This is a genomic window from Burkholderia plantarii (genome assembly GCF_001411805.1).
GTDB lineage: Bacteria > Pseudomonadota > Gammaproteobacteria > Burkholderiales > Burkholderiaceae > Burkholderia > Burkholderia plantarii.
The window spans coordinates 1,599,070-1,618,804 of sequence record NZ_CP007213.1 but is presented as its reverse complement, the minus strand read 5'-3'; the positions used below and the strand labels follow the sequence as shown (position 1 = coordinate 1,618,804).

General features: G+C 69.7%; 17 protein-coding genes and 1 pseudogene. 11 read left to right on the top strand and 7 right to left on the bottom strand.

Features of this window, described 5'->3' with window-relative positions:
- Nucleotides 1-42 precede the first annotated feature (42 nt).
- The 3 genes from bpln_RS24180 to bpln_RS24170 all read left to right on the top strand — a co-directional run bounded on the left by bpln_RS24180 (nucleotide 43) and on the right by bpln_RS24170 (nucleotide 2,361).
- Nucleotides 43-240, top strand: a complete 198-nt coding sequence (locus tag bpln_RS24180; RefSeq protein ID WP_055140227.1) for a hypothetical protein — start codon at nucleotides 43-45, stop codon at nucleotides 238-240.
- Nucleotides 241-429: 189 nt separating this feature from the next.
- Nucleotides 430-1,923 (top strand): histidine-type phosphatase, encoded by a 1,494-nt coding sequence (locus bpln_RS24175; protein WP_055140226.1) that lies wholly within the window; start codon nucleotides 430-432, stop codon nucleotides 1,921-1,923.
- A 249-nt stretch (nucleotides 1,924-2,172) separates the two neighbouring features.
- Nucleotides 2,173-2,361, top strand: coding sequence for a hypothetical protein (locus bpln_RS24170; protein WP_042627764.1), 189 nt, complete (start codon nucleotides 2,173-2,175; stop codon nucleotides 2,359-2,361).
- Nucleotides 2,362-2,429: 68 nt separating this feature from the next.
- Here bpln_RS24170 and bpln_RS24165 read toward each other — a convergent pair whose 3' ends face one another.
- Both bpln_RS24165 and bpln_RS37940 read right to left on the bottom strand, forming a co-directional pair.
- Complete coding sequence (locus bpln_RS24165) at nucleotides 2,430-3,878, bottom strand: LLM class flavin-dependent oxidoreductase (RefSeq protein WP_055140225.1); 1,449 nt, start codon at nucleotides 3,876-3,878, stop codon at nucleotides 2,430-2,432.
- 602 nt (nucleotides 3,879-4,480) lie between these two features.
- A pseudogene (locus bpln_RS37940) lies at nucleotides 4,481-4,738 on the bottom strand (hypothetical protein); the annotation flags it as partial.
- A gap of 408 nt (nucleotides 4,739-5,146) precedes the next feature.
- On the opposite strand from bpln_RS37940, the gene bpln_RS24160 reads away from it, so the two are divergent.
- Complete coding sequence (locus bpln_RS24160; RefSeq protein WP_055140224.1) at nucleotides 5,147-6,064, top strand: LysR family transcriptional regulator; 918 nt, start codon at nucleotides 5,147-5,149, stop codon at nucleotides 6,062-6,064.
- Here the strand turns inward: bpln_RS24160 and bpln_RS24155 are convergent.
- From bpln_RS24155 to bpln_RS36060, 3 genes are all read right to left on the bottom strand, one after another.
- Nucleotides 6,061-7,284: a cyanate transporter gene (locus bpln_RS24155; protein WP_055140223.1), complete on the bottom strand. Its 1,224-nt coding sequence runs from the start codon at nucleotides 7,282-7,284 to the stop codon at nucleotides 6,061-6,063. The two genes, bpln_RS24160 and bpln_RS24155, sit on opposite strands and share 4 nt — an antisense overlap.
- Before the next feature lie 34 nt (nucleotides 7,285-7,318).
- Entirely contained in the window at nucleotides 7,319-7,594 is a 276-nt protein-coding gene (locus bpln_RS36065; protein WP_209444940.1) for a hypothetical protein, read from the bottom strand.
- 72 nt (nucleotides 7,595-7,666) lie between these two features.
- Nucleotides 7,667-7,849 (bottom strand): hypothetical protein, encoded by a 183-nt coding sequence (locus bpln_RS36060; RefSeq protein ID WP_148654151.1) that lies wholly within the window; start codon nucleotides 7,847-7,849, stop codon nucleotides 7,667-7,669.
- Between the two features lie 184 nt (nucleotides 7,850-8,033).
- Here bpln_RS36060 and bpln_RS34430 point away from each other — a divergent pair, with 184 nt between their 5' ends.
- Genes bpln_RS34430 through bpln_RS24130 form a run of 6 tightly spaced genes read left to right on the top strand, consistent with a single transcriptional unit; the run spans nucleotide 8,034 to nucleotide 14,979 of the window.
- Nucleotides 8,034-8,648 carry a thermostable hemolysin gene (locus bpln_RS34430; protein WP_158336087.1) on the top strand — a complete coding sequence of 205 codons (615 nt, stop codon included), beginning with the start codon at nucleotides 8,034-8,036 and terminating at the stop codon, nucleotides 8,646-8,648.
- Nucleotides 8,645-10,234, top strand: coding sequence for an AMP-binding protein (locus tag bpln_RS24150; protein ID WP_208459443.1), 1,590 nt, complete (start codon nucleotides 8,645-8,647; stop codon nucleotides 10,232-10,234). The genes bpln_RS34430 and bpln_RS24150 overlap by 4 nt, the downstream gene beginning before the upstream one ends.
- Nucleotides 10,206-11,105 (top strand): TauD/TfdA family dioxygenase, encoded by a 900-nt coding sequence (locus tag bpln_RS24145; RefSeq protein ID WP_055140222.1) that lies wholly within the window; start codon nucleotides 10,206-10,208, stop codon nucleotides 11,103-11,105. Before bpln_RS24150 ends, bpln_RS24145 begins: the two co-directional genes overlap by 29 nt.
- A gap of 10 nt (nucleotides 11,106-11,115) precedes the next feature.
- Complete coding sequence (locus bpln_RS24140; protein ID WP_055140221.1) at nucleotides 11,116-12,261, top strand: aminotransferase class III-fold pyridoxal phosphate-dependent enzyme; 1,146 nt, start codon at nucleotides 11,116-11,118, stop codon at nucleotides 12,259-12,261.
- A complete protein-coding gene (locus tag bpln_RS24135) occupies nucleotides 12,242-13,570 on the top strand; it encodes an aspartate aminotransferase family protein (RefSeq protein ID WP_055140220.1) in 1,329 nt (442 codons plus the stop codon). Before bpln_RS24140 ends, bpln_RS24135 begins: the two co-directional genes overlap by 20 nt.
- Before the next feature lie 8 nt (nucleotides 13,571-13,578).
- Complete coding sequence (locus bpln_RS24130; protein WP_055141201.1) at nucleotides 13,579-14,979, top strand: amidase; 1,401 nt, start codon at nucleotides 13,579-13,581, stop codon at nucleotides 14,977-14,979.
- Nucleotides 14,980-15,108: 129 nt separating this feature from the next.
- On the opposite strand, the gene aptA is transcribed toward bpln_RS24130, so the two are convergent.
- Nucleotides 15,109-16,461: an omega-aminotransferase AptA gene (aptA, locus tag bpln_RS24125; protein ID WP_055141200.1), complete on the bottom strand. Its 1,353-nt coding sequence runs from the start codon at nucleotides 16,459-16,461 to the stop codon at nucleotides 15,109-15,111.
- Between the two features lie 103 nt (nucleotides 16,462-16,564).
- On the opposite strand from aptA, the gene bpln_RS24120 reads away from it, so the two are divergent.
- Nucleotides 16,565-17,680, top strand: a complete 1,116-nt coding sequence (locus bpln_RS24120; protein WP_055140219.1) for a LysR family transcriptional regulator — start codon at nucleotides 16,565-16,567, stop codon at nucleotides 17,678-17,680.
- 47 nt (nucleotides 17,681-17,727) lie between these two features.
- Here bpln_RS24120 and bpln_RS24115 read toward each other — a convergent pair whose 3' ends face one another.
- The gene (locus bpln_RS24115; RefSeq protein ID WP_042627758.1) at nucleotides 17,728-19,629 is read right to left on the bottom strand and encodes a S9 family peptidase; all 1,902 of its coding nucleotides are present in this window, start codon (nucleotides 19,627-19,629) and stop codon (nucleotides 17,728-17,730) included.
- Nucleotides 19,630-19,735: the final 106 nt, after the last annotated feature.

Sequence of the window (19,735 nt, the reverse complement as noted above, 5' to 3'; positions counted from 1 at the left end):
CACCGCTGCAACAACAACGGCACTCACTCAGGAGAACCCGACATGAAATCGCTGCACCTCGCTCTCGCCGCCCTGCTCGTTTCCACCGCCTGCCTCGCCCAGGCACAGGCCGCGACCGGCGGCGCCGACCAGCCGGCGCCGAAGGCCCACGCCTCGCAATCGTCGCGCCAGGCACCGGCGCGCCACCCCGACGCCTGCGTCGGCCCGGCCAGCTTCTGCAACATCTATTTCGGCAGCTGAAGTCCGGCGTGCCGCGCCTGCGGGGACGCGCGCGCATTTTGAGATTGTGCAAGCCCCACGTCGGCCATCGCGTCGCCGGCCGGCGTCGGACTGCTAGACTTGGCGAAGGCTCGCGCTTCGCGCGCGGCCCGATTCCTTCCACCGCCGGCTCGCGCACGACTGGTTCGCGGCCGCCAGCCAGCCGCCGACATGATTGCCCGCACGTCCCCCACCCCGCCCTCCCGCGATATCCTCACCGCCGCGAACGAACGCCCGGCCGACAGCGCCGACGACGGCTTCTATCAGACGAAAACGCCTTACCGGCCGCAACAGGATGCTTCGAGCTACGAAGCAATCCCGTCCGGCTACCTGCCGATCAGTACGCAGCTGGTCGCGCGACACGGCTCGCGCGGGCTCGCGAGCCTCAAGTACGACGGCGCGCTCCACGCGATGCTGTCGAAGGCCGAGGCGGACGGCGCGCTGACCGACCTCGGCCGGCAACTGCAGGCCGATACGCTGGCGCTGATGCGGGCCAACGCGCTACTCGGCCACGACATGGCCGGTGTCGCGAAGCCCGGCTACGGCAACCTGACCCAGGCCGGCATCCGCGAACATCGGGGGCTGGCCGGGCGGCTGCTGCGGCGCATGTCGCCGCTGTTCGACGGCACGCACGCGGTGCGGGTGGTCCATTCCGGCAAGGGGCGTGCCGTCGACAGCGCGCGTCATTTCGCCGACGCGCTGGTCGCGGCGCGGCCCGCGCTCGCCGCGTCGATCGCGCCCGCCACCGCCGACCGCTTCCTGCTCTACTTCCACGCGCTGAAGGCCGACGCCGACCTCGTGACGGACCCGCTCGACCCGCGCTACGCGACCTGGCGGGACAGCCTCGCGTATCAGGCCCACGCGGCCGATCCGGCGATCGGCGCGAAGCTGGCCGCGCTGCACGCCTCGCCGGAGGCCAGCGAAGTCGCGCGGGCGGTGCTCGCCACGCTCGTCACGCCCGGCTTCGCCGCGAAGCTCGGCGGCGACGGCTATCGGTTCGCGAACCTCGGCACCCACACGTTCACGGCGCCCGACACCGGCTTCAGCAACACCGTGCAGGGCGACGGCCGGGCGACCCTCCGCTCGGCCGCCGACGCCGTCCATCTGCTCTACAACCTGCTGCTGGTCGCGCCCGCGCTGACGGCCGAAACCAACGGCGTGGCGATGGAAACCTACCTCGCCGCGCCACAAGCCCGCCATCTCGCCTACCTGCGCGACGCGGCCGACTTTTATCGCAACGGCCCCGGCCTGCGCGAGGCGAACCCGGTCACCTATCGCGTGGCGACGATCCTGCTCGACGATTTCTTCGCGCAAATCGAGGCGAGCGCGTCCGGCCCCGCCGTGGCGCTGCGCTTCACGCACGGCGAGGAAATCATGGCGTTCGCGTCGCGGCTGAAGCTGGACGGCGTGTTCGTGCCGGAGCCCGCCGCGCGGACCTACGCCTACGACACGAATCCGTGGCGCGGCAGCCGCGTCTCGCCGATGGCCGCCAACCTGCAATGGGACGTGTTCCGCAACGGCACGCACCGGATCGTGCGGATGCTCTACAACGAACGCGAGACTGATTTCCCGGCCATCTGCGATGGCGCGCGGATCGCGCCGAGCAGCCATTTCTACGATTACGACCGCTTGCGGGCGGCTTACGGCTATCGCCGAGCGGGCTGAACGGGTCGAGGCGACGCAGCGGACGCCGTCGGTCCGGGGCGGAATGTTGCGAAACGGGGCCGGATGCACCGCTTCCCAGGCGGGTCGCCACGGAAAACGGCACGCCGCCGGCGCCGGGCGCGGCGTTTCCGCAACGGTCAGATCGTCGCCTCGCGGCTTCCATCGAAATCTTTTGACATTGGGCAAGCCGAGGTCTAGATTAGGGTTAACACCTAAGCAACAACCCTAGTCCATTTCCTGCACACGATCATGTCGAACTTCCGCCAAAACCAAGCCGCCTCGCGTCAATCCTCCACCTCGTTCCTGTCGAAAATCGGCGCCATGATGCGCGACGTCTGGGCCCTGTTCGAGCTCCAGTCGCAACTGCAGCTGAAGGCCGCCACGAGCTACGCTCGCGGCCCGGTGCGCGTCCCCGCGCGCCGCGATCGCCGTATCTGAGCACGGCCGGCCTCCGCCCGGCCCACGGTCCGTCACCGTGGGCCGGGTTGTTTCGTTCCGGCTTCGCCTCACGCCGACACTTGCCTGACACGCCCACCTGACACGCCTCGGGCGGCCGTGACGTCCTCCGCCGCCGCCGAGGCATCCTGCGCGAAGCGCGACAGGTCGCGGTACGCGGCGCCGGGATGCCCTTCGCCGAGCCGCGGCCCCTGGCCGAACAGCTTCTCGCGCAGCGTGCCGGGCCGATAGGCGGTCGGATACACACCGCGCCGCTGCAATTCGGGCACCAGGTACTCGACGACATCCTCGAACGTCTCGTGCGCGAGCGCGTAGGCGAGGTTGAAGCCGTCCACGCCGGTGTGTTCGCGCCATTCCTCCAGGATGTCCGCGACCGTCGCGGGCGAGCCGACGAACACCGGCCCCAGTCCGCCCACGCCGCCGAAGCGCGCCAGTTCGTCGATGGTCCAGCGCTTGTCGCCACCCGCCAGGTGCTCGACGGCCGACACGATCGCGTTGGTCTCGACGTGTCGAACCAGATCGGTCGGCGCGTACTGGCCGAAGTCGATGCCGGTCCAGCCCGACATCAGCACCAGCGAGCCGTCGTAGGACACATGGCGCTGGTAGTCGTCGAACTTGGCCTGCGCCTTCTGGTCGGTTTCGTCGACCACGATCGTCACCAGCGTGTAGATCAGCAATGCGTCGGCATCGCGCCCGGCCTCGGCCGCTCGCCGCCGGATGTCGGCCACGTAGTCGCGCAGCGTGGCACGCGTGGGCGCGGCGACGAACACGCACTCCGCGTGCTGCGCGGCGAACGCCTTGCCCGCCCCGGAGGCGCCGGCCTGATACAGCACCGGCGTGCGCTGCGGAGACGGCTCGCACAGGTGATAGCCCGGCACGTCGAAATGCCTGCCGCGATGGCGGATCTCGTGGATCTTCGCCGGATCGGCGAAGATCCGGCGCTCGCGGTCGCGCAGCACGGCGCCGTCCTCCCAGCTCCCCTCGAACAGCTTGTACAGCACCTCCAGGTACTCGGCCGCGATCTCGTAGCGGTTCGTGTGATCGGCGAGCCCGGTCTGGCCGACGTTGCGCGCACCGCTCTCCAGATACGACGTGACGATGTTCCAGCCCACCCGGCCCTTCGTGTGGTGATCGGCGGTGGAAAGCCGGCGCGCGAACGTATACGGATGCTCGAACGAGGTCGACGCGGTGATGCCGATGCCGAGATGCTCGGTGACGAGCGCGATCGGCGCGGCGAGTTGCAGCGGATCATTGACGGGAATCTGCACGCCCTGATGCAGGGCATGGTGGTTGCTGCCGTGGTAGACGTCGTAATAGCCGATCACGTCGGCGATGAAGATGCCGTCGAAGATCCCCTTCTCGAGCGTCTTCGCGAGATCGGTCCAGTATTCGAGATCCTTGTATTGCCACGAGCGGTCGCGCGGATGCGACCAGAGCCCAGGCGACTGATGTCCGACGCAATTCATCTCGAACGCGTTGAAGCGGATGGGCTGGCTCATGCTCGATGTCTCCGGTCGGAAAGTGCCGCGCGAGGCGGAACCGGCGGATCGCGGACGGCCGCCGCCCGCCGTCCGCCGGACGATCCGTCGAATCTATCGAACCGGCAACGGCGCCTCCAATAACGAATCCGGCAAAGGTAATGAACGCGTTGCACGAATGCTTATCGGCGCGCGCGGATACCCTCGCGCGACGCGCTGCCGATGCGTTCCCCGCGGGGTTTCGTGGATCACGGATCCGCCGCGTCGTGGTGCCGATCCGTGCGTGTCGCGAAACGCCGGCGCCGCGTGCCGGATTCGACAACCACCGGTTCGCGGCTTGGGCGCGCGCGGCGGCCGGCGCGTCTTTGCCGACCTGCCTTTCTCGACATTTCTCAGCAAACCCACACTTTTTCTCACTGCCCGGACCGGCCCGGCAAGGCGGTTCAGAAACCGAATCGTCGTGCGCCGCGCGCCCACGCGCGATGCGCCGCGCGGCCCGCGTCGGGGGCCGGACAGGCCGGCTCCGCCGCGATCATTTCGATAGCACGCTCACACGCCGACTTCTGTATTCTGCTTGTGATCCTTGGATTACGGTCACGCTTCCGACACAGTGCCATCCGTCGTCAATGCGCCGGGGCAGCCTCACGAAGGCCGCCCCGCGGACCGTCGGATATCTCGACCGATCGGGCGGGAGGCAACCGGGTAAGGATTGCGCCATGAATGCCAGCACGGCGCTCGAAATGAATACGGAGGCGACCGAAGTGATGCAGCCATGCATGCGTGCGTTCAATGGCCCGACGGCGTTCGCCTCGGCCCCCTCCCGGTTCGGCAAGGCGCTTCGCAATCGCGCAAACGCGCCGGCGGCCACGCGCCGCGAGCCGCTCCGTTCCGGTGCATGCGGCCTCGCGCCGGCCCCCTCCGGTCCCGACAGCCCCCTCGCTCCCGATCCGCGCGGCACGCCTCGCAACGCCCGCGCGACGGCCCGCGCCCCGCGCGCGCCACGGCCCGGCTGAGGCAGGCCGCAAGCCGGTCGCGGCCCGCGCTTCACGGCCGACGACCGGCGTGCCGATCGCATCGGCCCCGGCGATTTCCGTGCCGGCGCGATCGGCGCTCGCGACGCGGGTCCGCTAAAAACCAGCCGCAAACCAGCCGCAAATCCAGCCGCAGGGCGGCCCCGCCGGGCCGGCTCGCCGCTCGTTCCAATCGCTTCCCGGCACGCGTGGGCGGTGCCGCTTGAAAACGATCGTCGTTCGCCACGTCACACGGATATCCATCAGGGATCGGCCAACATGTTGCTCAACAATCGCGTCCGCAAGCTGGACTTTCAGGATCTGATGATCTTCCAGTTGATCTACAAGCACCGCAGCGCCACCGAGGTCGCCGAGCGGCTCAGCGTCAGCCAGTCGACCATCAGCTATTGCCTGAAGCGCCTGCGCGGCTGCTTTCACGACGAGCTGTTCGTCAGCTCCCGCTTCGGCATGAGCCCGACGCCGAAGGCCGAGGCGCTGACCTCGCGAATCCAGAGCATCCTGAACCAGATGGCCGAGTGCGTGCAGGAGGAGACCGTCTTCAATCCGAGCGAGAACGGCGCCGCGTTCACGATCTACGCGCCCGATTATTTCGAAATCCTGATCATGCCGACGCTGATGAAAAACATTCTCGAGGCCGGCTATCACGTCTCGATCAACATCAAGAAGCCGGAAAAGGAGCTGCCCTATACAGACGTGATCGAAGGCCGGATCGACCTGGCGGTCGTATTCGGCCCGGGGCGCCCCCACCCGGGCCTCGCCACCCAGCAGCTGCTTCGCGACCGGCTGCTGGTGGTGCAGGAAGGCCCCGACGCGACGCGCCCGCTGCCGCTCGACGAGATGCTGGCGCGGCGGCACGTGTTCCCCACGCCGTGGATTTCCGACGCCAACATGGTGGACGACTGGCTGCGCTCGCAGGGCCGCCATCGCACCATTTCGGCGCGCGCCAACAGCTACTTTTCCGCCATCGAGCTGCTGTCCGGCACCGACCTGCTGCTGATGCTGCCGCAGCGGGTTCACGAGCGGGTCAGGCGGCAGTATCCGAACATCGGCGCGCGTCCGGTGCCCGAGGGCATGCCCGACTTCACGCTGGAGATGGTCTGGAGCGCGGCGCTGGCGAACCACCAGGCCAATACCTGGCTGCGCCAGCAGTTGATCCGCGCCTGCGCCGCCGTCTAGCGCTCGGCCGCGGCCGGAGCGGATCGCACGGCGAAGTGGCGCGGATAGTCGGCCGGCCGGAAGCGCTGCACCATGAACGTCATGCCGGCCGACACCACGGCAAGCAGCAGCCACGCCTCGGTGAAGCTCGACGAGACGTCCTTGATGAAGCCGGCGATCAGCGGCGACAGCGCCGCGATCAGGTATCCCACGCCCTGCACGAACGCGGTGAGCTGGCCGGCGCGGCGCGGCGCGTCCATGTGGTCCATCGCCACGATCAGGCTGAGCGGGAACAGCCCGCCGATGCCGATGCCGAGCAGCCCCGCCCACACCACCGGATAGGCGACGGGCGCGAGGATCAGGCCGACGAAGCCGGCGATCACCGAGGCCAGCACCAGCAGCAGCACCGGGCGGCGGTCGGCATGGCGGCTGGCCAGCGCCGGCATCACCAGCCCGGATACCACTTCCATGCTGGTCAGGTAGGCGAGCAGCAGCCCGGCATGGGTGTCGGACCAGCCCTGCTCGACGTAGAACGGCGGCAGCCAGGCCAGCACGCAGGTATAGGACGCCGTGCCGAGCCCGAAGAAGATGCCGAGCAGCCAGGCCCGCGGGCGCGCCGCGAGCGATTCCTCCTGGAGCGCCGCGCTGGTGTCGGCCGCGTCGAATGAAACGATGTCGCCGCGGATCGCGTACCACGCCGCCAGCGCCACGGCGGCCAGCGCCGACCAGGCCGCCAGCGCGTGCTGCCAGTCGCCCAGCCAGGCGCCGATGAACGGCGAGGTGGAGGCGGCCAGCGCCGCACCGCCCATGATCGCGGTGACGTACACGCCCATCAGCAGCGCGACCGCGTTCGGGAAGCGGCTCTTGATGATGCCCGGCATCACCGACTGGATGATGGCGATGCCCATGCCCGCCACCACGGCGCTCAGGATCAGGTCGAGCGCCGTCGACGCATGGAGCCGGGCCAGGCTGGCGAGGCCGATCACGAGCAGCGCGACCGCGATGACGCGGTGCTCGCCCCAGCGCGCGGCCAGCCGGGCGCCGCGAAACATCGCGAAGCCCATCGCCAGCACCGGCAGCATGGTCAGCAGCGACACCACGGTGTAGCTGAGCGGGATGGTGTTGCGGATCGAGGTCAGCAGCGGACCGATGGCGGCCATCGACGGCCGCAGGTTCAGGCCGACCAGCACCAGCGCCAGGATCAGCGGCACGCGGCGGGGCGTGCGGGAGGATTGCGTCATGCTTTCGCTCTCTGCATGGAGGAATGATTGCGCATTAGATCGGCCTCGACGCTGAAAAGCAATTGAAAATTTCAAACCTGTCATCAGCTTTTTCGCAATCGCCCGAACGCGGAATCGGCGGCTGCGCGTTTTTCACCGTCTTGTCCATTTTTCGCGGCGTGCCGATGATCGAGGTATTGGCGGAAGATTGCCGCATCGGCGTGGGCCGGCCATTTGATGCGCCCCGATGCGCCCGAAACAGAATATCCGGACAGCGAGCCGATTTTAGCAAGCTTTGACATTTCACGACCGGATCAGGATGTGAAGCCATCGATCCTGCCGTTAATCCAACCGGCCGGTGGCCGGCAAGCCATGCGGTCGATGCGAATATCGAAGCGCTGAATCATTGATTCGTGATTTCGCCATCCCTTATCGGCCGCCCCATCGACGATTCCGGATTTTCGAACCGGCAGAAAAGACCGAACCGCTGCGCGCGACTCACCACGAATTGCCGACCCGGCCCGGCCTCGGCCCCTTTTGACGAAACAATCCGCGGCGCAATCGCGGGATCCGTCAATTCATCCATTTCATTTATTCCGGATGTTTTCCGTTCCGGTAATTTCACCCATTTCGTTAGTCACGAATTGCGCAAAATATGGGAAAAATAGTTTTAAAATTCAAATACAAAAATCGAATTAATGCGCCACAGGAATTTGGCCGCCGGTTCATCATGGCCCTCGTCGATTTTCAGCAAACTCACGGGAGATGTGATGAAGATCCGAGTGGCAAAGCAGGGCACGGCGTTATGGACGATTGCGGCCGGTGCAGTGAAGAAAAAGTACCGCATCGCCTATGAAGCCCAGGTCGAACCCAATCCTGAAAATTTCGTCGTTGCGATCGACGATGCGCAGCGGATTCTCGCGTGCGCCGGCATCACGTTTGCCGGGCCGACACCGCTGTTTTCCGAGCAATATCTTGAAAAGCCGATTGAAGCCGTCATTCACGATACCTGGCGCGTCGAGTATTTCCGCAGTGAAATCGCGGAAATCGGCAACCTGATCTCGAACGACATCAGTGCCTCGGCCAGCGTCATCAAGCTGGTGCCGCTGCTGGCCTGGTGCATGGGCGCGCGGGCGCTGCTCTGCACCGTCACCACCAAGGTCGCCGGCCTGCTGAAGAACTACGACATCCAGTTCGAGCCGATCTGCGAAGCCGATCCCGCCCGCGTGGCCGGCGCCGGGCACGCCTGGGGCAGCTACTACGCGAACCGTCCGGTCACCGGCCTGATCCACGTTGCCGACCATCGCGCCCTGCTGCGCCACATGACCACCTCGATGGACTTCATCAGCCGCAGCCACGCCGATCAGCTGGAGACCGTATCGTGAGCCTCGGCCATCAACTGCACCGGCAGCTGCTGGGCGACCCGGACCGGCTCGCCTGCGTCGATCACGACGCCGACGGCGGCGTGCGGCGGCGCCTGAACCGCCGCGAGCTGGCCGACGCGGCCTACACGCTGGCCGCGCGGCTGCTCGCGCAGGTGCTGCCGGCGAGCGCCGCGACGCGGCCGGTGGTCGGCATCGTGATCCGCAACAGCAGCGACTGGGTGATCGCCGATCTGGCCTGCCTGTTCGCCAATCTCACGAGCCTGCCGCTGCCGCAGGCCTTCACGCGCGCGCAGGCCGAACACCTGGCCGCCAAGTGCGACTTCTTTCTGCTCGACGAGCCCGGCGAAGCCACGCTCGAACAGCGCTGGGGGCTGCTCACGGCGGCCTCGCGCAAGCTGCGGGTGGACCAGCTGGCGCCGTCGCGCGGCGCGGCCCCCGCGGCGCCGCGCGCGGCGCTCGACGCGGACTGGATCTGCAAGATCATCCACACCTCCGGCACCACCAGCCGCCCCAAGGGCGTCTGCCTCCACGAGAGCGCGATCGCCACGACGCTGCTGGGGCTGCGCGATGCGCTGCCGCCCGGCTGCCATCACCGCTATCTGTCGCTGGTGCCGCTGAGCCTGCTGCTGGAACAGGTCACCGCCGTCTATCTGCCGCTGCTGTCCGGCGGCACGGTCCACTTCCTGCCCGACAGCGTGCCGCTGCTGGGCGAACCGGGCGGCGGCGCGGACCCGATGATCGACTGGCTGAGCCGCGTGCGCCCCGGCGCCAGCACGGTGCCGCCGATGATCGTCAACCGCCTGCTGGCGCGCCTGGAACAGGGCGACACCGAACTCGCCGCCTATCTCGGCGGCGCCGACGCACCGCACATCACCTGCGGCGGCGCGGCCGTGAGCGCCGAGGTGCTGGCGCGGCTGGCCGGGCGCGGCGTCGAGATCTTCCAGGGCTACGGCCTCAGCGAGAACGCCTCGGTGGTCAGCGTCAACACGCGCGCGAGCAACCGCCACGGCAGCGTCGGCCGCCCGCTGCCGCACGTCGAGGTGCGCATCGGCGGCGACGGCGGCGTGCAGATCCGCAGCGCGTCGCTGTTCAGCCATTACTCCGGCGAGGATCCGAGCGCCTGCGCGCATACCGACGACGGCTGGCTCGACACCGGCGATCTCGGCGCGCTCGACGACGACGGCTACCTGTTCATCAACGGCCGCAAGAAGAACGTGATCTGCCTGCCGAACGGCCGCAACGTCAGCCCGGAGCAGGTGGAGCTGGCGCTGCGCCAGCTCGACGGCATCCACGACGCGGTGGTGTTCCTCGACGAGGAGGACGGGCTGGTCGCCCTGCTGCACACCGCGCCGGCCAGCGACGCCGCGCCGTGGCTGGGCTGGATGGCCGACCACCTCTCCGACATCGAGCGCCCCGCCCGGCTGTGGCTGCTGCCGCGCGGCAGCTCGCTGCTCGGCCGCCTCTACACCGTCACCGGCCGCCCGCAGCGCCACGACATCGCCCAGGCCTACGCGGCCCGCCGCGGCACCCCTTCCCGTTCCGAGGAGAACCACCATCATGAGCAAGGCCGTCTCGTTGCCGTCTGAGACCATCCCGCCTGAGACCACCATCAGGCATCTGTCCGCCGGCGACATGCCCGCGCTGCGCACCGCGGACCTGCTGGCCGAACTGGCCGAGACCGGCATCGTGCTGTTCCGCGAGGGCGCGCAGTCGGTTGAGGCATTCTGCGATTTCGTCAAGCGCCACAGCTCGCGGCTGAGCCTCGATCCGGCGCGCGCGATGGAAGGCGGCGCCGCCCAGCTGGTGGACGCCGGCACCGACGCGGTGGGCCTGCACTGCGAGAACGGCAACTCGCCGTTCTGGCCGGACCTGACCTGGTTCTACTGCAAGGAGGCGCCGCGCCGCGGCTCGCAGACCACCGCCTGCGACGGCGTGGCCGTGCTCGAGCGGCTCTCGGCGCCCACCCGCGAGTTCTTCCTGAACCACGAGATCCGCTACTCGCGCAACGTGCAGGCCGACAAGTGGAAGCGGCTGGTGCTGCACTACACGCCCGATCTCGACGATCCGGCCCGGGTGAGCTTCGAGCATCTGTCGCGCATCGTCGGCGACGATCCCAACACGCGCATCACCTATCACCCGGACGACGAATCGATCGGCTACGACTTCACGGTGTCGGCCGTGCTGGTCTCCGCCATCGGCCGCCAGCCGGCCTTCGCCAACAGCATTCTCGGTCCTTCGTACAACTACGAGAAGCCGCGCATCACGGTGGCGGCCAGCGGCGAACCGATCCCCGCCGCGATGATGGACGAAGTGATCCGCGTGACCGACGCCGTCACCATCCCGATCGAATGGGACGACAACGACTTCGTGATGATCGACAACCGGCGCGTGATGCACGGCCGGCGCGCCATCGTCGATTCCCGACGCACCATCTTCAACGCACTCAGCTACCTGTGAGGAGACTGCCATGACGGCACGCGACGCCCTGCCCCCTCTCGCCGGGCAGATCCAGAGCGCGGAAGGCGAAATCCTGATCGACGGCGGCGGCCGCCGCATCGTCGACCTGGCCAGCGGCGGCCTCGGCTTCGGCCTGCCCGACATCATCGGCAAGGTGCGCGAGCAGGCCGCGCTGATGGGCCTGTCCAACCGCGTGATGATGTCCGAACCGCTGCTGCGGCTCTGCCGCGAGCTGGCCGCACTGCTGCCGCCGACGCTGTCCAACGCCTACGTGTGCAGTTCCGGCGACGAGGCGTTCGAAGGCGCGCTGAAGCTGTGCAAGGGGCTGCGGCCCGAGCTGCGATGCCTCGCCCACGTGCGCGGCAGCGAATTCGGCTCGCTCAGCTACGGCCGCTGCCTCGAGGATCCGGACGGCCACGCCGCGCTGCGCCGCTTCCTCGGCCTCGACACGCTGACCATCGAATGCGACGGGCCGCTGCCGTCGGCCGCCGAGCTGGGCCGCTGCTTCGCGCTCTGCTACTCGCCGCTGGTGCGCCGGCCCGACGGCGCGCTGGTGCCGCTCGCGGCCGACCGCCTGCGCCAGATCGCGGCGCTGGCGCGCGCCGCGAAGGTGCCGCTGGTCTGCCAGGCGAGCGAGATCTGCCTCGGTGCCAGCGGCGTGATGTTCGGCCACGAAGCGGGTGGCACGGACCCCGACATCCTGGTGCTGGGCGGCGCGCTGGGCGGCCGCGCGATTCCGGTCGGCTGCTACCTGACCTCGGCCGAACGCGCCTACCGCGTCTACGGCCGCAGCTCGCCCGCCAAGCACGGCAGCACCACCGGCGGCAATCCGCTGTCATGCGTGGCCGCGCTGGCCGCGCTCGAACACGCGACGCGGCACGACGCGCCGGCCCGCTTCCGGGCACTCGGCCAGCGCATCGCCGACGCGCTGGCCGGGCACGTATCCAGCGTGACGGGCGGCATCGTCAACCTGCGCCTGCCGGACGGCATCGATGCCGAAAGCCTGCCGCAGCGGCTGCTCGCGGCCGGCGTGCTGGTGCGCGCGCCGCGCGGCCGGACGCTGACCCTCTACCCGTCGGCCGTCACCCGGACCCCGACGCTCAACGACGCGCTCGACACCATCAGGAGAAGCTTCGATGAACACCGCAACGCTTGACCGCCGGCAGCTGCTGGACACCTGCGAGAAACACTGGGGCGCGTCGGCGGCCAAGCTCTACCGCATCGCCGGCAGCCAGATCGAGGCGCAGGCGTCCGGCTGCGAGGTGCATGACCATACCGGGCGCAGCTATCTGGATTTCGCCTGCAGCTACGGCGTGTTCATCGTCGGCCACCGCCATCCGCGCGTGCAGCAGCGCATCGACGCGCAGCTGGCGCGGCTGGCCTGGCTGCCGCGCGGCACCGTCGATCCGCTCCAGCAGGAGCTGACGGCGCGCCTGAAGGCGCTCGCGCCCGGCGACTGGGGCGAGGTGCGCTACATGGTGTCGGGCGCCGAGGCCGTGGAGCATTCGATCCGCTACGCACTCGCCGCCAACGCGCCGCGCCGGCGCATCGTGATCACCGCCGGGGCGTATCACGGCAAGACGCTGGCGGCCATGAGCATCCTCGGCCAGCGCCAGCACGAGGCCAGCTTCGGCCGGTTCGGCGACGACGTCAGCATCGTGCCCTACGGTGACATGGCGGCGATGCGCGAGGCGGTCGGCGACGGCGCCTGCGCCGTCTACCTCGAACCGATCCTCGGCGGCGCCCATCTGCGCATGCCGCCGCTCGGCTACCTGGAGGACATCCGCGCGCTGTGCGACCGCACCGGCACGCTGCTCGTCGCCGACGAGATCCAGACCGCCTTCGGCCGCTGCGGCAAGATGTTCGCCGTGGAATACGGCGGCATCGAGCCCGACATCCTGATCCTGTCGAAGGGGCTGACGGGCGGCTACGCGTCGATCGCCTGCGTGATGTACCGCCAGGAGACGCTGGCGCGCCTGCCCGCGCCGCCCGACGACCACGACAGCTGCGGCGGCCATCCGTTCGCCTGCGCGGCGGCGCTGGCCTCGCTCGACGTGATCGAGGACGAGCAGCTGGTGCAGGCCTCGGTCGAGCGCGGCCTGCAGCTGCGCCAGGGGCTGATGGCGCTGGCGCGGCGCTTCCCGCGGATCATCGAGGACGTGCCCGGCATCGGCCTGATGACGGGCCTCAGGCTCAAGGGCGCCGTCTACGAATCGCTGCTCTCGATGGAGCTGGGCAAGCGCAACGTGCATGCCGGCCACTCGATGAACGAGCGCGCCGAGCGGCCGGTGCTGCGCTATTACCCGCCGCTGACCGTGAGCGCCGCGACCATCGACGAGGTGCTGGCGCGCTCGCGCGAGGCGCTGGAGGCGGTGGCCGCGCTGCCGGCCTGGAAGATCGCCGTGATGCGTCGCGTCACGCGTTCCATGTACCACCTGCCCAACGCGCTGCTGCGCAAGCTGTGACGATGCCCATGATCCCCATCGATACCCTGCCCCTGCGGGAACTGGTCGGCCTGCAACGGCGCGGCCGCCTGAGCAGCCGCGCGCTGGCCGAGCATTATCTGGCGCGCATCGCCGAACGCAATCCGCGCCTGAACGCCATCATCGAGCCGGCCGCGCCCCGGCAGGTGCTGGCCGAGGCCGACGCGGCCGACGCCGCGCTGCGGCGCGGCCGGCTGCACGGCCCGCTGCACGGCGTGCCGCTGACCCTGAAGGACGCCTGCCACGTGCGCGGCTTCCACCCGAGCCGCGGCGTGCGCGAGCTGCACGGCAAGGCCAGCGATGCCAACGCCACCGTGGTGCAGCGGCTGTTCGACGCCGGCGCCGTCGCGCTCGGGCTCAGCAACGTGCCCGAGATGTGCATGGCGTTCGAGACCGACAACCTGCTGCACGGCCGCACCCTCAATCCGCATCATCCGGACCGCTCGGCGGGCGGCAGCAGCGGCGGCGAGGCCGCCGCGATCGCCGCCGGCATGAGCCCGGGCGGCCTCGCCTCCGACGCCTGCGGCAGCGTGCGCGTGCCGGCCCACTTCAACGGCGTGTACGGCCTGAAGCCGACGCAGTGGCGCGTGCCGCTGACGGGCCAGTTCCCGCAGGACCGCTCCGGCCTGTTCCACCTGTGCTCGTCGTTCGCCGTGATGGGGCGCGGCGTGGACGACGTCGCGCTGCTCGGCGAGCTGATCAGCGGCCCGGACGGCCACGATCCCGACACGGTGCCGGCCCCGTTCGGCGATTACCGCCGCCAGCCGCTGGCCCCGCTGCGGGTCGGCGTCTGGCACGAAAGCGCCGGGCCGGCGCGGCCCTCGGCGGCCGTGCGCGAGCGGCTCCAGCACGCGGCGGCGCTGCTCGACGGCGCGGTCGCCTCGGTGGTGGAGCGCGCGCCGCCGATGGTGGACGAGGCCTGCGAGGTGCTGTGGAAGGTGCTGATCCTCGGCGGCGACGGCGGCCGCGGCTGGCGGCAGCTGTTCGGGCGGATCGGCAAGCAGGCGTTCTCGCCGCCCATCGCGGCCCTGCTCGAGTGGAGCGCCGGGCTGGAAATGAGCGTCGACGAGCTGCGCGCCGCGCTCGTGATGCGCGACACGGTGCGCTACCAGCTGGCCGCCTGGTTCCGCGAGATCGACGTGCTGATCTGCCCCGTGTACCCGGACGTGGCATTCGGCCATGGTGAATCGCTGCGCGAGCCGGCCACCTACCGCTACGTGTTCCCGTTCAGCCTGAGCGGCTCGCCGGCGGTGGTGATCCCGGCGGGCCGCTGCCCCGAGAGCGGGCTGCCGATCGGGCTGCAGCTGGTGGGACGGCATTGGGACGAGCACCAGCTGCTGGCGGTGGCCGCGCATCTCGAACGCAGGCTGCCGGCTTGGGAGCCGGCCTGAGGGGTGCAGGGTGCGGGGCGACGTGAAGGTGACGCGGCACCATGAAAAACGCGGCACCGGCGCGATCGTCCGGTGCCGCGTGCGGGCATCCGCCGCGAGCGGATGCCGATGCCGTCGCCGGCCGCGTGCTCAGGCCGTCGCGTTCAGCGCGTCGGCCAGCGCCCCGACCAGGTTGTCGATCTCGCGCGGCTCGGCGATGAACGGCGGCGCGAGCTGGATCGTGTCGGCGCCGTAGCGCACGTAGAAGCCCTTTTCCCAGCAGCGCATCGCGATCTCGAACGGGCGCCGCGCCGGCTCGCCCGGCAGCGGATCGATCGAGATGCCGGCGGCGAGGCCGAAGTTGCGGATGTCGGCCACGTGGCGCACGCCCTTCAGGCCGTGGACGGCGTTCTCGAAATGCGGCGCGAGCGCGCGCACGCGGCCCACGCCGTCCTCGCGGCGCAGCAGTTCCAGCGCCGCGTTGCCGGCCGCGCAGGCCACCGGATGCGCCGAATAGGTGTAGCCGTGCGGAAACTCCACCAGGTACTCCGGCCCGCCCGCGGCCATGAACGTGTCGTGGATCTCCCGGGTGGCCACCACGCCGCCGAGCGGCTGCGTGCCGTTCGTGACCTGCTTCGCGAAGTTGAGCAGGTCCGGCATCACGCCGAACGCGTCGGCGCCCGTCAGCGCGCCGGCGCGGCCGAAGCCCGTGATCACCTCGTCGAAGATCAGCAGGATGTCGTGCGCGGTGCAGATCTCGCGCAGCCGCTTCAGGTAGCCCTTGGGCGGCACCACCACGCCGGCCGAGCCCGAGAACGGCTCGACGATCACCGCGGCGATGTTCGACGCGTCGTGCAGCGCGATCAGGTCGAGCAGCCGGTCGGCCAGCTCGACGCCGTGTTCGGGCAGGCCGCGCGAGAAGCGGTTCTGCGCGAGCTGCGTGTGCGGCAGGAAATCGGCGTCGACGCCCTGGCCGAACAGCTTGCGGTTCGCGCCGATCCCGCCCACCGAAATGCCACCGAAGTTCACGCCGTGGTAGCCCTTCTCGCGGCCGATCAGGCGCGTCTTGGTGCCACGGCCCTTGGCGCGCCAGTAGGCGCGGGCCATCTTCAGCGAGGTGTCGGCGGCCTCCGAGCCCGAGCTCGTGAAGAACACGTGGTCGAGGCCGGCCGGCGTCAGCGCCTTGATCCGGTTCGCGAGTTCGAACGACTGCGGATGGCCGAACTGGAAGCCCGGCGCATAGTCGAGCTTCGCGATCTGGCGGCTGACCGCCTCGGTGATCTCGCTGCGGCCGTGGCCGAGGCCGCAGCACCAGAGGCCCGACAGGCCGTCGAAGATCTTGCGGCCGGCCGCGTCGGTGTAATAGGCGCCCTTGCCCTCGACGATGATGCGCGGGTCCTGCTTGAACTGGCGGTTGCCGGTGAACGGCATCCAGTGGGCGTCGAGCCAGGCGGCGTCGGTGCGGATCGCGTCCGCTTGCTGGGGGGCGGTCAGTTCGGTCATGTCGGCAGGCGCGGGGCGCTCCTCGTGGTTCGGTGTGTTGCGCATTGTTGGGGCGCCGGATAGTCTTTTGAATATCGCAATATCAATGTTTACTTGAGCATTCATGCAAGCAAGAAGCCCCAAGCATCGCGCGCTGCTCGGCCAGCTCAGCGACATGGACCTGCGCCTGCTGCGCGTCTTCAAGGTGGTCGTGCAATGCGGCGGGATGGCCGCCGCCGAACTGGAACTCAATATCGGGATCTCGACCATCAGCCGCCACGTGAAGGATCTCGAGACGCGGCTCGGCCTGGTGCTGTGCCGGCGCGGGCGCGCCGGCTTCACGCTGACGCCCGAGGGGCAGACCGTCTACGAGGAAACGCTGCGGCTGCTCGCCTCGCTGGAGGCATTCCGCAGCCGCGTGGACGGCATCCACGACCGGATGGGCGGCGAACTGCAGATCGCGATGTTCGACAAGACCGCCACCAATCCGGCCGCGCGCGTCGCCGACGCGATCCGCCGCTTCGCGCAGGCCGCTCCCGACGTGGGGCTGAACCTGCACGTGGGCTCGATCCAGGAGATCGAGCGCGGCGTGATCGACGGCAGCTACCAGATCGGCATCATCCCCGAACACCGCAGCTCGGGCAGCCTCGTCTACACCGGGCTGTTCGACGAGCGGATGCTGCTCTACTGCGGCGCCGGCCACCCGCTGTTCGGCGCCTCGCACCGGCGGCTCGGCTGGGAGCGGATTCGCGAGCATGCGTTCGCCGGGCTCGGCTTCCATTCGCCGAACCTGCAGCTCACGCACCGCGCGAAGCTCACGCGCAGCGCCACGGCCTCGGACCAGGAATCGATCGCCACGCTGATCCTCTCGGGCCGCTTCCTCGGCTTCCTGCCCGATCACTACGCCGAGAGTTTCGAGCGCGCCGGCCGCATGCAGGCGATCGCGCCGCACCGCTTCCAGTACCGCTGCCGGTTCGTCAGCCTGCACCGGCGCTCGCCGCAGCCGTCGCGGGCCGCGCTGCTGTTCCAGGATTGCCTGGACGCCGCGCACGCGGACGTCGCGCCCGAGCAGGCGGCGGCGGGCGCGAGGAAGGAGAAAGGCGAGAATGCGGTGCCGGTGGCGGAGAGGGAGGCGGCGCAGACGCCGGCAGCACCGGCCGCGCCCCGGGCGACCGGCGCGAACGAGGCAAACCGTGCGTCGGCGGCCCGGCGCGCAACGCGCAAGGCCGGTACGACCTGAGCGGCGCTGCCGGGCGGCGCGGGCGGCCCGACAGCCGCCGGCCGCCCTCAGCCCTCCCGCACGGCGCCGAGATGCGCGTCGAGGAACGCGATCATCGCCTCGTAGAACTCGTACTGGTTCTCCTCGTTGGCGAAGCCGTGCCCTTCGTCGGCCTTCAGCATGTACTGGACGTCCACGCCGCGCTCGCGCAGCGCGGCCACGATCTGGTCGCTCTCGGCCTGCTTGACGCGCGGATCGTTGGCGCCCTGCGCGACGAACAGCGGCGTGACGATGCGATCGGCGAAGAACAGCGGCGAGGCGTCGTGCAGCGCCTGCCGCCCGGCCTCGGTGTTCGGGTTGCCGATCTGCTCGTACATCATCTCGAGCAGCGGCTTCCAGTACGGCGGCATCGATTCGAGCAGCGTGAACAGGTTCGAGACGCCGACGTAGTCGACGGCGGCCGCGTAGCGCTCGGGCGTGAACGCGACGCCGGCCAGCGTCGCGTAGCCGCCGTAGCTCGCGCCGTAGATCGCGATGCGCGCCGGATCGACGAGCCCCTGCCCGACCAGCCAGTCGACGCCGTCGTCGATGTCGTCCTGCATCGCGCGGCCCCACTGGCCGAAGCTGGCCTCCCAGAACGCGCGGCCGTAGCCGATCGAGCCGCGGAAGTTCATCTGCAGCACCGCGTAGCCGCGATTGGCGAGCAGCTGCACCTCGGGATTGAAGCCCCAGTGGTCGCGCGCCCACGGCCCGCCGTGCGGGTTCACCACCAGCGGCAGCTTCGCGGCGCCGGGCGCATCGGGCTCGACGCCGGCCGGCAGCGTCAGGTAGCCGTGGATGCGCAGCCCGTCGCGCGAGGTGTATTCGATCGGCCGCATCGGCGCCATGTCGGCGGGGTCGAGCCACGGCGTCAGGTCTTCGATCCGCGTGAGTTCGCGCGAGCCGACGTCGTAGAACCAGACCGCGCCCGGCGACAGGTCGCGCGCGTTGCGCACCAGCATCCGCGATTCGTCGCGCGTCAGGCTGGCGATGCTCGATTCGCCGCCCGGCAGGCGCGCGTCGAGATCGGCGTAGAGGTTGGCCACCTGCGCGTCGAAGTGATGCGCGCGGATCCGGTCGTCCTCGTACCAGGCGGTGGTCAGCACGCGTCGCTCGCGCGAGAAGCTCATGCCCTTCACGTCCACCTCGGGGTGCTCGAACAGCAGCGTCCCCTCCAGCCCCGTCTGCGGGTCGAACTCGAAGATCGCGACGCGGTCGCGCCCGCGGTTGGACAGCACGTAGAGCCGGCGGTCGTCGAACGTGAAGAAGATCGGCGCGAGCGTCTCGCGGAAGTTGGTGGTGGCGAGCGCCCGGAACGGCTCGCTCTCCTCGTCGCGATAGAGCAGCGTCTGGTTCACGCCGTCCGACGACACGGCCACGCGCAGCCGCCCCGCGTGGTCGGTCATCCAGCCGAGGATGTTGCCGGGATTCTCGGCGATCACGCTGGCCTCGCCGGTCGTCACGTCCACCCGCAGCACGTCGAACACGGTCGCGTCGCGGCGGTTGTGCGACAGCAGGATGTGGCGGTCGTCGTCGATCAGCCCGTCGACGATCGAGGCGCGCACGCCGTCGTAGGGCGTCAGGTCCACGGCCGGGCCGCCGTCGATCGGCACCGACAGCACGTGGTAGTTCTCGTCGCCGCCGAAGTCCTTCACGTACAGCACGCGGTCGTTGCCCTTCCAGACGTGGCCGGGCACGTCGCGCGCCGATTCGTTGGTCAGCACGCGCGGCTCGCCGTGGACGCGGCCGCGCTCGTCGACGGCCTGCACGAACAGGTTGAGGCGGCCGGCATGGCGCGCGAGGAACGACAGATGGCGGCCGTCGGGCGAGAGCTGGAAGCCGGTGCGTTCGGGACGGCGGAAGAAATCGCGCACATCGTGGCGCTTGACGGCGGGCGTCGCGCCGGCGGCGCGCTGCGGGGTTGGTTCCATGGGCTCACCTGTTCGGTTGGTATCCAGGGCGCGACGGGCGGCGCCGGCGCGCCGGCCCGGGCCGGACGCCGACGCCCGGCCGCGGTCGCGGGCGGACTGGCCATTC